Below are 241 nucleotides of genomic sequence, written 5' to 3'. Positions count from 1 at the left end.
CACCGGCAGTGCACAACGCATCATGACGTTATAAGCCGTTTGCGTACGGCGGCTCCGACGGCAATCATCAAAGAAAACCGGATCTTCGTGCAGGATGAGAATATCTGGACCAGCGCCGGCATCACCTCGGGTATCGACCTGGCTCTGCATATGATTAACCGTCTGTGTGGCGCAGAAAAAGCGCTGGCCGTGGCGCGCGAAATGGTGGTCTGGTTTCGTCGCTCCGGGGACGATCCCCAGC

At 58.1% G+C, this 241-nt stretch carries 1 protein-coding gene; it reads left to right on the top strand.

All coding sequences use genetic code 11. From position 1 onward, the window contains the following. The coding region (locus ACPYOJ_RS36445) for a type 1 glutamine amidotransferase family protein (RefSeq protein ID WP_481420547.1) at positions 1–241 on the top strand (241 nt) is incomplete at both ends.

The organism is Rhizobium sp. SVR5-9E (assembly GCF_056755095.1).
The sequence above is the reverse complement of the archived record's forward strand: the minus strand, read 5'-3'. Positions and strand labels throughout refer to the sequence as shown.